16 protein-coding genes are annotated in these 14,421 nt (G+C 42.1%); 9 read left to right on the plus strand and 7 right to left on the minus strand.

What is annotated here, in order from left to right; all coding sequences use genetic code 11:
- Positions 1–218: dihydropteroate synthase (locus WBM98_RS18255; RefSeq protein WP_424367447.1), on the minus strand; the 218-nt coding region annotated here is incomplete at its 3' end.
- A 278-nt stretch (positions 219–496) separates the two neighbouring features.
- Between WBM98_RS18255 and WBM98_RS18260 the strand changes: the two genes are divergently transcribed.
- From WBM98_RS18260 to WBM98_RS18295, 8 genes are all read left to right on the plus strand, one after another.
- A complete protein-coding gene (locus WBM98_RS18260; protein ID WP_424367448.1) occupies positions 497–1,042 on the plus strand; it encodes a DUF1599 domain-containing protein in 546 nt (181 codons plus the stop codon).
- The gene (locus WBM98_RS18265; RefSeq protein WP_424367449.1) at positions 1,039–2,133 is read left to right on the plus strand and encodes a BT_3928 family protein; all 1,095 of its coding nucleotides are present in this window, start codon (positions 1,039–1,041) and stop codon (positions 2,131–2,133) included. The genes WBM98_RS18260 and WBM98_RS18265 overlap by 4 nt, the downstream gene beginning before the upstream one ends.
- 5 nt (positions 2,134–2,138) lie before the next feature.
- Positions 2,139–2,648: a TlpA family protein disulfide reductase gene (locus WBM98_RS18270; RefSeq protein WP_424367450.1), complete on the plus strand. Its 510-nt coding sequence runs from the start codon at positions 2,139–2,141 to the stop codon at positions 2,646–2,648.
- The gene (gene tpiA / locus WBM98_RS18275; RefSeq protein ID WP_424367451.1) at positions 2,645–3,394 is read left to right on the plus strand and encodes a triose-phosphate isomerase; all 750 of its coding nucleotides are present in this window, start codon (positions 2,645–2,647) and stop codon (positions 3,392–3,394) included. Before WBM98_RS18270 ends, tpiA begins: the two co-directional genes overlap by 4 nt.
- A 175-nt stretch (positions 3,395–3,569) precedes the next feature.
- Positions 3,570–4,406, plus strand: coding sequence for a 50S ribosomal protein L11 methyltransferase (prmA, locus tag WBM98_RS18280; RefSeq protein WP_424367452.1), 837 nt, complete (start codon positions 3,570–3,572; stop codon positions 4,404–4,406).
- A gap of 54 nt (positions 4,407–4,460) precedes the next feature.
- Complete coding sequence (locus tag WBM98_RS18285; RefSeq protein WP_424367453.1) at positions 4,461–4,736, plus strand: ATP-dependent Clp protease adaptor ClpS; 276 nt, start codon at positions 4,461–4,463, stop codon at positions 4,734–4,736.
- Positions 4,737–4,900: 164 nt separating this feature from the next.
- Positions 4,901–6,505 (plus strand): MFS transporter, encoded by a 1,605-nt coding sequence (locus tag WBM98_RS18290; RefSeq protein ID WP_424367454.1) that lies wholly within the window; start codon positions 4,901–4,903, stop codon positions 6,503–6,505.
- Between the two features lie 27 nt (positions 6,506–6,532).
- Positions 6,533–8,968, plus strand: a complete 2,436-nt coding sequence (locus tag WBM98_RS18295) for a GH36-type glycosyl hydrolase domain-containing protein (protein ID WP_424367455.1) — start codon at positions 6,533–6,535, stop codon at positions 8,966–8,968.
- Between the two features lies 1 nt (position 8,969).
- Here WBM98_RS18295 and WBM98_RS18300 read toward each other — a convergent pair whose 3' ends face one another.
- Entirely contained in the window at positions 8,970–9,383 is a 414-nt protein-coding gene (locus WBM98_RS18300; protein WP_424367456.1) for a DUF6691 family protein, read from the minus strand.
- Positions 9,380–9,943 (minus strand): YeeE/YedE family protein, encoded by a 564-nt coding sequence (locus WBM98_RS18305; protein ID WP_424367457.1) that lies wholly within the window; start codon positions 9,941–9,943, stop codon positions 9,380–9,382. The genes WBM98_RS18300 and WBM98_RS18305 overlap by 4 nt, the downstream gene beginning before the upstream one ends.
- Positions 9,944–10,262: 319 nt before the next feature.
- Between WBM98_RS18305 and WBM98_RS18310 the strand changes: the two genes are divergently transcribed.
- Positions 10,263–11,009: a hypothetical protein gene (locus tag WBM98_RS18310; RefSeq protein WP_424367458.1), complete on the plus strand. Its 747-nt coding sequence runs from the start codon at positions 10,263–10,265 to the stop codon at positions 11,007–11,009.
- Positions 11,010–11,322: 313 nt separating this feature from the next.
- On the opposite strand, the gene WBM98_RS18315 is transcribed toward WBM98_RS18310, so the two are convergent.
- The 4 genes from WBM98_RS18315 to WBM98_RS18330 all read right to left on the minus strand — a co-directional run bounded on the left by WBM98_RS18315 (position 11,323) and on the right by WBM98_RS18330 (position 14,232).
- Positions 11,323–11,472: a hypothetical protein gene (locus tag WBM98_RS18315; protein WP_424367459.1), complete on the minus strand. Its 150-nt coding sequence runs from the start codon at positions 11,470–11,472 to the stop codon at positions 11,323–11,325.
- A 118-nt stretch (positions 11,473–11,590) separates the two neighbouring features.
- Positions 11,591–12,790: a serine hydrolase domain-containing protein gene (locus WBM98_RS18320; RefSeq protein ID WP_424367460.1), complete on the minus strand. Its 1,200-nt coding sequence runs from the start codon at positions 12,788–12,790 to the stop codon at positions 11,591–11,593.
- Between the two features lie 381 nt (positions 12,791–13,171).
- A complete protein-coding gene (locus WBM98_RS18325) occupies positions 13,172–13,435 on the minus strand; it encodes a hypothetical protein (RefSeq protein WP_424367461.1) in 264 nt (87 codons plus the stop codon).
- Between the two features lie 71 nt (positions 13,436–13,506).
- The gene (locus WBM98_RS18330) at positions 13,507–14,232 is read right to left on the minus strand and encodes an SDR family oxidoreductase (RefSeq protein WP_424367462.1); all 726 of its coding nucleotides are present in this window, start codon (positions 14,230–14,232) and stop codon (positions 13,507–13,509) included.
- Between the last annotated feature and the right edge of the window lie 189 nt (positions 14,233–14,421).

The raw sequence follows: 14,421 nt of genomic DNA on the forward strand, positions 1-14,421 counted from the left end.
TCTTCCGGGGAAACCATGGCCGCCCCAGGTCTTGAACTGTATGCCCCCACATCTATGAATGTGGCCCCCTCGAGCAACATTTTTTCAACTTGGTCCAAAACATGCTTTTCATCCTTGTATTTTCCGCCATCATAAAATGAATCGGGCGTAAGATTCAGGATGCCCATGATTTTAGGGCTGGACAAATCAATGAGTTTTCCATTGCAATTCAACGTCATACCGCAAAAGTAAGATGCAAAGTTGCCCTAATAAAGTTTGATAAACCAACTTTAAAACACGAACTTTGATGATTAGATTATTTTAGGCGAAATTTACGCAAATTATACCATTTGAATTTTAAAATAGGGCTTAAGAGGCGAAGTTGCTTTTTCTTTTTACGATGCCGTGATACTTTTGCATAGCATTGGCTACGGAAAAGTTGATCAAGGATGTAAAAAGGAAAATGAACAAGTTTGTTTGCCTTATTTTAAAGTTTTAATGGTATTAAACACACTACATGCAGCAGACTTCCGAACAATACGATGCGGTAATTGGAATTTGTAGGGATTTATTCCAGAAAAAGATGAAAGATTACGGCAGTGCATGGCGTATTCTACGATTGCCCTCCCTGACCGATCAGATATTCATTAAAGCACAGCGCATACGTGGCCTGCAGGAGAATGAGGTGCAGAAGATCGATGAGGATGAGCGTTCCGAATTTATCGGCATCATCAATTACGCGATCATGGCCCTGATACAGCTCGAGAAAGGGGTGGTAGATCAGCCTGATCTTTCGGAAGCGGAAGCCCTTGAACTTTATAACAAACATGCCACGATCACCAAAGCACTTATGGAGGATAAGAACCATGATTATGGGGAGGCATGGCGCGATATGCGGGTAAGCTCCTTGACCGATCTGATCCTTCAAAAACTCTTACGTGTAAAGACCATGGAGAATAATAAAGGGGAAACCTTGGTCAGTGAGGGGATTGATGCTAACTATCAGGATATGGTAAATTATGCCGTTTTTGCAATGATTCATTTAAAACAGGATTCCAAATGAAATATCTAGTGGCTTTTTCGCGAATATTCGTTGGTGTATTGTTTATTTTCAGTGGTTTTATAAAGCTTAACGATCCGTTGGGGTTTTCCTTTAAATTGGAGGAATACTTTAGTGAAGGGGTGCTTAACCTGCCTTTTTTGGTGCCTTACGCCTTAGCCATCGCGCTGTTTGTCGTGATATTTGAAGTCCTTTTGGGCGTGATGTTATTGTTGGGTTTTAGGACCAAATTTACGTTGTGGAGCTTACTCCTGATGATTATATCCTTCACGTTCTTAACCTTTTATTCGGCCTATTTCAACAAGGTCACCGATTGCGGTTGTTTTGGTGATGCCGTGAATCTGACCCCATGGGGCTCGTTTACCAAGGATATTGTGCTGCTCGTATTCATTGTCATTCTGTTTATGGGCCAACGATTTGTGAAACCCATTTTCGGGTCGAATACAAAGCGGATAATCACCGCGGTTTCCTTGGTGATCTGTATACTTTTCGCGAATCATGTGCTGCGACATCTTCCCGTGATAGATTTTAGGCCTTATAAGATCGGTGCCAATATCAGGGAAGGCATGGTCATGCCTGAAGATGCCCAAAAACCGGTTTTTGAATACGCTTGGAAATTCAATATCGATGGGGCGGAAAAAGTGATTGTGACCCAGGGGGATTATCCTTCGGTCGAGGGGGAGTTCATCGACGTGGAGACCACTGAAATCGAAAAAGGGTACGAACCCCCGATCCACGATTTCACCATAGAACAGGATGGGGTAGACTATGCCCCGGAATTACTGAAAGAACCAAAATTGGTGATGATCATCTCTTTTGACCTTAAAAAAAGTAATTATAAAGCCTATCCCAAGGTGGTTGAAATGATTACGAAAGCAAAGAATAAGGGCTATAAGGTAATAGGGATGTCGGCATCTGGTCCGGAACAGACCGATGCCTTGGTCAAAAAGTTCAATCTGGATACCTCCTTTTATTTCACCGATGAGACGGCATTGAAGACCATTGTGCGTTCCAATCCTGGGGTTTTGGTCGTCGAAGATGGTACGATTACACAAAAAGTGCATTTCAACGATTTGAATGCCTTGAAATTTTAATGCATATGAGGAAAATCAATATACTAATTACGACCTGCATTATCTTTTTTTCATTGTCGGGATGTGCCCAGGATCCGACATTTTTCAATGATGCGGCCTTGAATGATTCCTTCGAGGATTTAAATGGGGAAGAGGTTACCTTCCAATCGATACTGAAAGCAAATGAAGGACGTGCCATACTGTTGGATATTTGGGCTTCATGGTGTAAGGATTGTGTGGTAGGGATGCCTAAGGTAAAAGAGTTGCAACAGGAGTTTCCCGACATGGTCGTGGTGTTTATATCCCTTGATAAGGATGAAGCAAGTTGGAAAAAGGGAATTGAAAAATTCAATATTGGGCAAGGATCGCACTTTTGGGCCAAGGATGGCTGGAAGTCCGAACTGTTTCAAACGATAGACCTGGATTGGATCCCTAGATACATGGTTCTTGACGCACAAGGAAATATTACATTATATAAGGCCATAAAGGCCAGTGATAAAGCAATTATTAATCAACTAAGAAAAAATAGATCATGAGAGACAAAATAGTAGCAGGTAACTGGAAAATGAATAAAAATATGGAAGAAACCGAAGCCTTATTGGCAGCGGTTTCCGGCAAATTACCCGATACGGATGCAATTGTCATGGTTTCACCGACCTTTGTCAATTTGGCGAGTGCCGTTAACCAATTACAAGATTCGACCATCGAGGTTATAGCCCAGAACATGCATTTTGCAGAGAATGGCGCGTTTACCGGTGAAATTTCTGCCGACATGTTATTGAACATTGGGATCAACACCGTAATATTGGGCCATTCTGAACGGAGGGCCTATTTCGGTGAAACCGATGAGATCCTAAAGAAGAAGGTAAAGACTGCCCTTGCCAAGAAAATGACCGTTATGTTCTGTTTTGGGGAGGAATTGAACGATCGTAAATCAGGGAATCATTTCAAGGTGGTCGAAAGTCAGTTAAAGAATGCCCTTTTCGGATTGGACGCAAGCGCATGGAAGAGCATCATATTGGCTTACGAACCGGTATGGGCCATTGGTACGGGTGAAACCGCCTCTCCAGAACAAGCCCAGGAAATGCATGCCTTTATCCGTAAAACGATTGCCACGGCTTTTAATCAAAGTATTGCCGATGGGGTTTCCATTCTTTATGGAGGAAGTGTTAAGCCTGACAATGCCAAGGAGATTTTTTCCAAACCCGATGTCGATGGTGGCCTCATAGGAGGTGCGGCGCTGGTTTCTGATGATTTTATCGCTATCATCAAGGCAATCTAGGCCAAAAACATATTTAAAAACAAGACGGTCTAATAAGTACGATTTAATCGGATTTGTCAGTCTGAGCGCAGTCGAAGACCTTAATGTGCTGAGCTTTGAAGCATTTCGACGGCGCTCAGACTGACAGACTTGGATTCTTGTTCGTCCGGCTCTTTCTATGCCTGAAACCCTTGAGATGTCGAATACCATTTATATAGAGTACAACTTTGAGATTTCCCCATTACAACCAACCTCCGATATTCTAATCGCGGAATTGGGGGAGGCGGGGTTCGAGAGTTTTGTGGAACATGAAACCGGCATACAGGCCTATATCCAAAAATCGGAGTGGCGGGAGGACATTTTGAACGAAGTCATGATTTTAGGGAATTCGAACGTTACGATCCACTACGATAGGAAAGAATTGGAGCAGGAAAACTGGAATGCGACCTGGGAACGGAATTTCAACCCGATACGGGTGGGAGAGCAATGCGAGGTTAGGGCTCCCTTTCATGAAAAATCAGCGCTTACCTACGATATTGTCATCGAACCTAAAATGAGTTTTGGTACAGGGCACCATGAGACCACCCATATGATGTTGCAGTTTATTCTGGCCCATGATTTTCAGGGGAAGACCGTTTTGGATATGGGAAGTGGAACTGGGGTTTTGGCCATTCTTGCCGAAATGAGGGGCGCGACTTCCGTCGATGCCATAGATGTCGATAATTGGTGTTACCTCAATGCCAAGGAGAATGTTGAACGAAACCATTGCAGCCATGTCAAGGTGTATGAAGGGGATGCCACCCTATTGAAAGAGCAAAGGTATGATGTCATCATCGCCAATATCAATAGGAATATCCTGCTATCCGATATTCCCGTCTATGTCAAATGCCTAGCGGAAAACGGACAGTTATTTTTAAGCGGATTTTATAAAGAGGACATTCCCCTGATCACTGAAAAATGTGTTAAATCTGGCCTCAAGCTTGAAAAAATACTGGAAAAAAATAATTGGGTTGCCGTAAAATATGTATTTTAGGAGTGTTCAGGGCCTATGCCAAACAGGCTCTTGTCCGATTTTAAATGTTGTATTATGGGCACAAAGGAAAAATCTTCGGAAGAATTACTGCTTGAGGAAGAAACAGTAAAGCAAAACGAAATTGTACTTTTCAATGATGAAGTAAATACCTTCGATCATGTTATCGATACCCTTGTTGATGTATGCGACCATACTCCGGAACAGGCCGAACAATGCTCTTTGATTGTTCATTATAATGGTAAATGTACTGTAAAAACAGGGGATTATAAAGATCTTGAACCCCGCTGCTCTCGTTTGCTCCAAGCAGGCTTAAGTGCGGAGATCGTATGATTTAAACCGCTTTTCCAAATTCTTGACATACGGTGCAGGGCGATGTATTCATCTTTTGTACCTACCGCTGCGAATCTTATTTTTTAGCGCATTATTAGACTGTTTTGCATTACAGGGCACCCTGAATATTGATTACTTTTAAAAGCTAATCAATACCAAAGGCTATGGCTTCATTCGAAAAAATATCCGTAAAGGAAAAAATAGGCTATGCCTTGGGAGATGGGGCTGCCAATATTGCCTGGAGAGGGGTAGCCACATTCTTATTCATATTCTATACCGATGTTTTTGGCTTGAGTCCCATTACCGTGGGGGTCTTAATGCTCGTCGCCCGATTTAGCGATGGGATTAGTGATGTTGTCATGGGGATCATTGGTGACCGTACCAAATCTAAATACGGTAAATTCCGCCCATGGATTTTATGGACCGCCATTCCTTTGGCCGCAATTTTGTCCCTTTTGTTTACTAGTCCCGATTTAGGGGAAACGGGGAAGATCGTTTATGCCTACGTCACCTATATCTTTTTCACGTTAATATATACAGCGAATAATGTGCCTTATGGGGCACTGATGGCCGTAATGACCGGGGATGATAAAGAACGCACCAGTTTGGGATCTTACCGGATGGTCGGTGCCTTTGGTGGGGGTATGTTGGTACAAGGGGCTTTACTTTTTTTGGTAGCTTATTACGGGAATGTAAACCCCTCGATAGTTGTAGATCAATTAGCCGATGACAAATATAAAGTAGTCGTTTCAGCACCCTCCGATGTGGAGAATGTGAACATCAAGACCGATGATGGGATTGCCTTGTTTACTTGGGACGATGCCCAAGAAGTCTCTGGGGAGAATAGCCCTACCCGCGGAAAGAGTTTTTCTATGAAAGCCGATAAGGAGTATATGTTTATGGTGGAAGGAGAGGCAAATTTATCACAGGATAAAATCACCATTATCGACCAGAAAAGAGGGTATAGCAACGCCATGTATTTGATGTCAATTTTTCTGGCGATATTGATGTTCTTGACCTTCTATTCCACAAAAGAAAGAATTCAGCCCCCTAAAGAACAAAAGAATAATTTAAAACAGGATTTCAAGGATTTGATTTCGAACAAACCGTGGCTGGTATTATTGGTCATAGGACTTTTGTTCAATGTATACAATTCGATAAAGCAGGGCATTGTCATCATTTATTTTAGCCACTACCTGCATAACCAACTCTTGGCCGCCTCGTTCTTGATCGGTCTCATGATCGCCTCTGTGCTTGGCGCGATGGCAACTGCTCCCTTAGGAAAGCGATTGGGCAAACGCAACCTCTTTATTTATGCCCTCGTGTTTTCCGGTGGGGTGAATGCCTTACTTGCTTTTTGCGGCCCTGAGGATATCACCGCCATATTCACTATTGGTATTGTTTCTGAATTTGCGGCCGCTATCTTCCCAACCTTGTTTTTTGCCATGTTGGGTGATGCTGCGGATTATTCCGAGTTCAAGAATGGCCGTAGGGCTACAGGATTGATCTATTCGGCAGGTTCGTTTGCGACCAAGTTCGGTGGGGGTATCGCTGGTGCGATTATCGGTTTGGTTTTGGGGGCTTTCGCCTACAATGGTCAGGATCCCGAATCGATTAAAGGAGCGGTACCGGGAATCATTATGCTGATGAGTTGGGTGCCTGCCTTGATCACTGTTTTGGCGGCAGGATTAATGTTCCTATACCCCTTGACGCAAAAGAAATTGGATGAGATCACACTGGAGCTGAAACAGCGAAGGCTTCAAGAATAAGATACTTTAAAAATTAATAGCAGAAACATGCAATACGGACATTTTGATGATCAGAATAGGGAATATGTAATCACAAATCCCCAAACCCCATACCCCTGGATCAATTATTTGGGCAATGAGGATTTCTTTTCCTTAACCTCCAATACCGGTGGCGGGTATACCTTTTATAAAGACGCTAAATTTAGACGGTTAACGCGCTATCGTTATAATAATGTACCCATTGATGACGGGGGCAAATACTTTTATATAAAAGATGGTGATACCACTTGGTCCCCAGGTTGGAAACCGATGAAGACCCCGTTGGATAGTTATGAATGCCGCCATGGCATGAGTTATACCAAATTCAATAGCGCAAAGAATGGGGTAGAGGCCAAGATCCTTCAATTCATTCCTTTGGGATTTTGGGGCGAGATCCAGAAGGTTTCCTTGAAGAATACCACTTCAGAAACCAAAAAACTAAAATTGTTCTCCTTTATAGAGTGGTGCCTTTGGAACGCCGAGGACGACATGACCAATTTCCAACGGAACTTTTCAACTGGGGAGGTAGAAATCGAGGACTCCACGATTTACCATAAAACAGAATTCAAGGAACGTCGTAACCATTATGCTTTTTATTCCGTCAATGCACCCATTGATGGGTATGATACCGATAGGGAATCGTTTTTGGGGCTATACAATGGCTTTGATAACCCCGATGTAGTGAACCAAGGGACACCAAAGAATACGGAGGCACATGGTTGGTCGCCCATCGCTTCCCACTATATTGAAGTGGAATTGCAACCCGGGGAATTGCGCGATTTTATTTTTATGTTGGGCTATGTTGAGGTCGACAAGGAAGATAAATGGGAAAGCAAAGCGGTTATCAATAAGAAGCCTGCCAAGGCCATGATGGCCAAATTCGATACCGTTGAAAAAATCGATGCCGCCTATAACGAATTGCGTACCTATTGGGATAAATTACTGGGCAAGATCAACATTGAATCCAATGATGACCGTTTGGATCGTATGGTGAATATCTGGAACCAATACCAATGTATGGTCACTTTCAACATGTCGCGTTCCGCTTCCTTCTTTGAATCGGGTATCGGGCGTGGTATGGGCTTTAGGGACTCCAATCAGGATTTAATCGGGTTTGTACATCAGATTCCGGAAAGGGCCAGGGAACGTATCTTCGATATCGCATCGACCCAATTTGAGGATGGTTCGTGCTATCACCAATACCAACCCTTGACCAAAAAAGGAAATTCCGCTGTAGGGGGCGATTTTAATGACGACCCGTTATGGTTGATCCTCTCCACAACGGAATATATTAAGGAAACTGGGGATTTTTCACTGCTGGATGAAATGGTGCCCTTTGATAATGATGCGTCTAAAGCGAAACCACATTTTGAGCATTTAAAAGCATCTTTCTATCATGTGGTGAACAATTTGGGTCCCCATGGTCTGCCGCTTATCGGCCGAGCCGATTGGAATGATTGCTTAAACTTGAATTGCTTCTCTGATAATCCCAACGACTCTTTTCAAACAACAGGAAACAAAAAAGGGAGAACGGCAGAATCGCTTATGATTGCCGGACTTTTTGTGGTCTATGGAAAGGAATATGTGAAACTATGCAACAGGATTGGCAAAGAAGAAGAGGCAAAAGAAGCTCAAAATCATGTGGATCTGATGATCGAAGCTGTAAAAAAAGACGGCTGGGATGGCGATTGGTATTTACGGGCCTATGATTACTTCGGTAAGAAAATCGGGTCGAATGAAAATGAAGAAGGGAAGATCTTTATTGAGTCCCAAGGGTGGTGTTCCATGGCGGGGATTGGCAAGGAAGAGGGCATGGTTGAAAAATCGTTGAATGCGGTAAAAGAGCATTTGGATTGTGAATATGGCATTGTGTTGAATAGTCCGGCATTTACCAAATACTATATTGAATACGGGGAGATATCAACGTATCCGGCCGGGTATAAGGAAAACGGGGGTATCTTCTGCCACAACAATCCTTGGATCATGATCGGGGAGACCCTATTGGGGAGGGGAGACCAGGCGTATGCGTATTATACCAAGATAGCGCCAAGTTTCTTGGAGGACATTTCGGAACTGCATAGGGTAGAGCCTTATGTATATTGCCAAATGATTGCAGGTAAGGAAGCTTTTAAACCGGGAGAGGCCAAAAACTCCTGGTTATCGGGCACCGCTTCCTGGAATTTCTTTGCGATCACCCAATACATTTTGGGTGTAAAAACAGATTATGATGGCTTGGTCATCGATCCCTGCATTCCATCAAAATGGGATGGATTCAAAATGAGCAGGGAATTTAGGGGCGCGACCTATAAAATAGAGGTTCAAAATCCCGACCATGTGAGTAAGGGCGTGAAACGTATTTTGGTCAACGGAAAGGAAATTCCCTCGAATACGATTCCTATTTTGGACAAAGGAAAGGCACATTCCGTACAAGTGATCATGGGATGATTTAGTGCGGTAATTTGTCCTTGACCAGCCCATAGACAAAGGTGCCCAAAATGGCTGCGGCAATGACGATGAGCATGCTGAAAACCCCAGTACCTACCAAGATATACATGGGTCCCGGACAAGCACCTGCCAGGGCCCAGCCCAATCCGAATATGGAACCTCCCAAGAGATAACGGGTAAACCCCTTCTCTTTGGGGGCGATATTGATGGTTTGGCCTTCAAAACTCTTAAGGCCTGTTCGTTTGATAAACGCGACCGCTAAAATGCCCAGTAGTACGGCAGAGCCGATAATACCGTACATATGAAAGGACTGGAATTTGAACATTTCAAAAATGCGGTACCAGGAAACGGCCTCGGACTTCACCAACACAATCCCAAAGAACATACCGACCAATAGATATTTTATAAAATTCATACGCTAAAGATTAAGGGTAGCATAAAATGGGTCATGATCAGGCCGCCAAGAAAAAAGCCGATGACGGCTACCAAGGAGGGCTTTTGCAGATTGCTCAATCCCGATATGGCATGGCCCGAGGTACACCCCCCGGCATAACGGGTACCAAAGCCGACCAAAAAGCCGGCGATAATCAATATGGCCAACCCTTTAAATGTCAAAACGGAATCCCAGTTGAATATTTCTGGGGGCAAGAGCGTTTCCCCTGCATTTGAAAAACCCAAGGCATTTAAATCTTCGATCGTATTGGGGGACAGTGCGATGGCCGAACCATCGGATAAAAAATGTACCGCGATAAAGCCTCCTGTTATGGCACCTATGACAACGACCAAGTTCCAACGTTGGGATTTCCAGTCGTATTTAAAAAAATCGGAGTATTTTCCTGCACCACCCATACTACAAAGTGTTCTCAGGTTCGATGACATGCCGAACGACTTTCCAAAATAGAAAAGCAGCAGCATAATCGATGTAATCAGTGGCCCGGAGACATACCAAGGCCAAGGTTGTACTATATATTGCATCCCATGTTTTTTATGCAAATATAAGGGAATGGGATTGGGATTACGAAATCAGAGGGTAATCGCCAGGCTCAGGGCTCATATCATCACCTTGCCAACATTGATTGGCCCATTAAGTCCAAAATATTTTATAAGAAAAAAAGAAGGCTACACCTTCAGACAACAAGGTTTTTGTCATATCAATGTTAGGAGTAACATAAGAATGACTCTATATAATGATACACTGATCTGGATCATTTGCGAAGTTCCATCCGGTTTCTAACTTAATCTTCAAGCAATTTTTTGACCTAATTGTAAATGTAATAATCTAAAAAAAAGTATTATGAAACGGTTCAAAATTTCTTACTTGTTTTTTCTCCTCGGTATGTTGTTGATATCTTGTGAGAATGAAAGCATTGACACTGAGGTAGTCTCCCAAGAGGAGGAATCCCTAGAACAATTTACGGTCCCTGAAATTCCGACTGACATCAAAGCTATGATGAGTGCTGAAGATTTGGCCTTGTTTGAAGCTGGTCCTGGGAAAGAATATCTCAACAATGGGATGAGTAAAGGTGTACGCGGGAAACACGGAAATTGGCATCCCATTTTAATGAAACTAGGCTATAACTTACAATTTGGCCCATTTGTTGGGGAATCTTGCGAATCCCCCATCCCTTGTTTTAATGAAAATGGACCCACTGGAGCTGAGGGATGTGAAAATCCTGAATATTACATTGGATTTACAGGAGTGACGGTCGCGGATGGATATTGGTATTCAAAACCTGTGCATTCCATGTATTTTCCTGTCTTTTGTTTACCTGATTATGAAGGATACGGGGAAGGTTTTTACCAATTGGATAATGGAATGTTGTGGCTAGAGGCCACTAACGGTCCCTTTCACTATGATGCTGAGGGCAATAGCAGATTTCGACGAATAGGCCAATATAGCCCAGATAAAAGTCAGGGTGTTTTTTCTGGTGTCAGGGGTTGGGAAATAGCCCTACTCTATACTGCAGCTGAAAACGCTCCAGATCCCATTACTGGGATTGGCTATTCCGATGCCATAATTTTTGGATGGGCGTATTGGTAAAAAGGTGGCAGTACTTGCTGTTGGCACTACAGATTCCTGAGATTCGCTCCAGTTTACTTCTTGGTTGTGATATCGAGAATTTTGACTTCTGGAAATGTAATTCCTTCAGTGGTAAAAGGGATCGTTCATCAGATTCATGAATTTGTAGTAACGGAATCAAAACAGTAGCAGTATGAGCAGAACGCCTTTACTAATAATCGCATACTTATAATATTTGAAACGTAGCATCCCAACGGGGTGCTACGCTTTATTTTTTAGGTGCCTTTTGGGGCATGCGCATAAACCACATTGAATTATAGCTATCCTAAGTTCCTTAATTGGTTTTTAAATCCATATCAACAAGCGCTATAATCGCTAGTCCTTCTTCGTATATTCTATCCATCTTATTCTGAATACTATAGACATATGATATCTCGAGGTCAACCATTTTTCTAAATTCGCTGGAGCTGAAGGCTGTCATCATTTCTTTGCTATCATATTTTGACAAATAATTTGGATTTGATGAATCATAGGGGTGCAACTTGTTCGCTTATTCCTCTCTGTAGGGCCTTTGGAGGATTACTTATGGCCATTGTCGGTAATCATTGTTTGGTGTTAAGACCCGTGTAGACTTCTTTTTCGAAAAGACGATAAAAATCATAGGACACTTTATCATTGAAAGGAAGAAACTGTGTAAAATATACTATTGCAATCCCTTTGTCTTTATCCAATGTGTAATATGAATTAGCAACTCCCGCCCAATATACTGCACCTTGGGTGCGTACCATTTCGTCATTACTATTCTCGATGGCCCAGGATAAACTATAGAGGTCCGATTCATCAGGAAAATGTCCTACTGTTTCTGGCAACCCCTCTTCAGGTAAATCAAAGGTAAGCGTAAGACCATTCGGTAGGGCATTTTTAAACATCAATTCAACGGTTTCTGATTTCAGGATTTGACCGCCATCATATGTACCATTATTCATTATACAATTGAGAAATGTTAGGTAATCCTTTGGTGAACCAAATAAACCTTCACCAGCAATAAATTCAGTAACTGGTGCAATTGGGATACGAGGGTATTCTTTAAATCCCGTTGAATCGCGCGTTCCCCATGAAACGATATTCTCTTTCAAGTTATCAGGAACGTTAAACCAAGTACTGTTCATGTTTAAGGGTCCAGTAATATTTTCTCGAATATAATCTTCAAGATTTTCTCCACTTACTTTTTCAATGATTTTTCCTACCCAGTCTGTATTTCTGCCGTAGTGCCATTTTTCACCCGTTTCAAATAATCTTGGAAGGTCTTCGTATTCCCATCCAGTTGTATCAAAATTTTGAAGTTGCACATCGAAAAAGTCGTATCCAAATCCTGCGGTATGGGTTAATAGGTTTCTCAACGTTATTGATTTATTGGCTTTAACAAGTTCTCCTTCTTTACTTAGTATAGGAATAGAGGTCATTTCTGGCATTAATTCATCCAAAGGGTCATCAAGCCCAATTAAACCTTTTTCAACAAGTTGCAATGCAGCAACAGAGGCTATGGCCTTTGTCATGGAATAAATCCTAAAGATATTATTTTCGTTTATCGTGTCTTTTCCACCCCAAACTGATGGTCCAAAAGCATACCAGTTCATTTTTCCTTCTTCAGTACTGTACCCCATAATGGCAGCAGGAAGCTTGCTATTTTGATAATACGTTTCAAGCGGTAATTCATTGATTACTACGTTGCTTTCTTGATTTTCAGTTTTGCAACCCGTTACGATTGCTATCATCAGTAGTGCACATAGGAATTGTTTCATAATAGAATTCTTAAGGTTAGTTTAATGTTCGCTAACGACCTGCTAAACACGACAGCTGCTAAAGCAGTGTGCCAGTTGGAGCGTTGGCCAGTGATTTTTGAGGAAATATAACAAAAACCAGTAACTATCGGGCGAAAACTGTCTATTGAGGCGAATTGGATTTCGTGCGATAGGTTGCAAATAAGATCTCGGGCGGCCGTATCTTGAGGATTTTGTGGTATTGGGAATAATAATGGGCCTACCTTACGAGCGTAGCGAACACACTTTGCTTGGTCCTTTTCCGTGTAGATCAGTCCTGAACGGAGTACCCCCGCACACAGGATGTTAAATCCCTTAATTTGAGTTACTCTTACCTTTAGACTTTTTTATGGCATCAAATATTTACCTGATATTCTCTCTTAATTTCAATTCGCTTTTAATTTCCTTGATCGCGATGAATGGTAAAGGAAGAAATGACCAGCTGGTGCACGCTATAGCGAATAGTGCAATATAAGTCGGGACATTATCTTTAGCGATTAAACCATAAATTGAAAATGCCGTAAAAAGTGTTAATGCAATAACCAATGCTATGGAAATGGCTTTAGTAACACTTAGCTTAGACTGTAGTTGTCCGGTTGTTTTGTTTTTCAAATTCTTATTTTTCATCCCGGTTCATCTATTAGGTTTTTGGCAACAGGCTTTTCCGTTAATTGGTTTGATTTTCCCGTATACCCATCTTATACCATCGCTCCGTTAACTCCGATTACCTGGCCTGAGATCCACTTTGAATTATCGCTTGCCAAGAAATGAACTACTTTGGCAATATCACTTGGTTCGGCAAGACGGTTGAAAGCGTTTAGGCTTACAAGTCTTTTGATAAAATCCTCCGATTTTCCGTTTAAAAAAAGTTCGGTGTTCGTTGGTCCTGGTGCAATTGCGTTTACGGAAATACCTCTGCCAATTTCTTTGGAAAAAACTCTGGTCATTTGTTCGACCGCAGCTTTTGTTGCCGAATAAAGCGCATAGGAGGGAAGCATCATTTTTACTGTACTTGAAGAAAAATTTATTATAATTCCGTTGTTCGATAATCTGGAAAAAGCCTCTTGTAGCGTATTGAATGTTCCTTTCACGTTTACGTCGAATTGTTTGATAAAATCGTCTTCGCTAGTTTCATTAAGCAGCTTGGTTATCATAATTCCCGCATTATTGATTAGAACGTCCACACGACCATAGTGTTCGATCGCCTTATCGAACAATGCAGTAACTTGTTCTCTTTTACTTACGTCTGCTTTGAACGCAATTGCAGTTCCACCGCTGTTTTTTATTTGTTCGACCGTATCATTCGCCTCTTTTTCATTATTTGCATAATTGACTACTATTTTCCCACCATTTTCCGCCAATAAAATCGCTATTTCTTTTCCAATTCCACGGGATGATCCAGTTACTAGTATTACTTTTTCCATTTTGTATTTTGTGGTGTGTTATTGTTATTTTTAGCTTGTAGCCAATGGTTTGTGTATGGTTTCGTTGCGTGAAAATCCGCGAGGATTTTCCGCTGAAAACCAAAGACAGCAAAAGTGCGATGACTTTACGAAAGGAAAGTCAGAAGCAATGAACTATGCACGTTAATGGGTGCAGCCTTATTTTCGACC

The sequence above is a fragment of the Maribacter sp. genome (assembly GCF_049667165.1).
GTDB lineage: Bacteria > Bacteroidota > Bacteroidia > Flavobacteriales > Flavobacteriaceae > Maribacter_A.